General features: G+C 69.1%; 1 protein-coding gene. It reads left to right on the plus strand.

The annotated features are described in order from the left end of the window. The coding region (locus IF04_RS0135275; RefSeq protein WP_030267720.1) for an aconitase family protein at positions 1–685 on the plus strand (685 nt) is incomplete at both ends.

Consider the following 685-nt stretch of genomic DNA (forward strand, 5'->3'; position numbering starts at 1 on the left):
GGACCTGATCCTCGCCATCATCGCGAAGATCGGCACCGGCGGCGGCCAGGGCTATGTCATCGAATACCGCGGCCCGGCCATCGAGAAGCTCTCGATGGAGGCCCGGATGACGATCTGCAACATGTCGATTGAGGCGGGCGCCCGCGCCGGCATGATCGCCCCGGACCAGACCACCTTCGACTACCTCCAGGGCCGCGACCACGCCCCCAAGGGCGCAGACTGGGACGCGGCGATCGAGTACTGGAAGACGCTGCGCACCGACGAGGACGCGGTCTTCGACCACGAGGTGGTCATCGACGCCACCGCACTGGCGCCCTTCGTCACCTGGGGCACCAACCCCGGCCAGGGCGCACCGCTGTCCGAGAACGTCCCCGATCCTGCGTCGTTCCAGGACCCCACGGAGCGCTTCGCGGCGGAGAAGGCCCTGGAGTACATGGACCTCACGGCCGGGCAGCGACTGCGTGATGTAAAGATCGACACCGTCTTCGTGGGCTCGTGCACCAACGGCCGGATCGAGGATCTGCGCTCGGCCGCCGCGCTGCTGGAGGGCCGCAAGGTCGCCGACGGCGTACGCATGCTGATCGTTCCCGGTTCGGTGCGGGTGGCGCTGCAGGCCGTCGAGGAGGGCCTGGACAAGGTCTTCACCGCCGCCGGCGCCGAATGGCGGCACGCGGGCTGCTCGATG

It is taken from the genome of Streptomyces violens (assembly GCF_000717745.1).
GTDB lineage: Bacteria > Actinomycetota > Actinomycetes > Streptomycetales > Streptomycetaceae > Streptomyces > Streptomyces violens.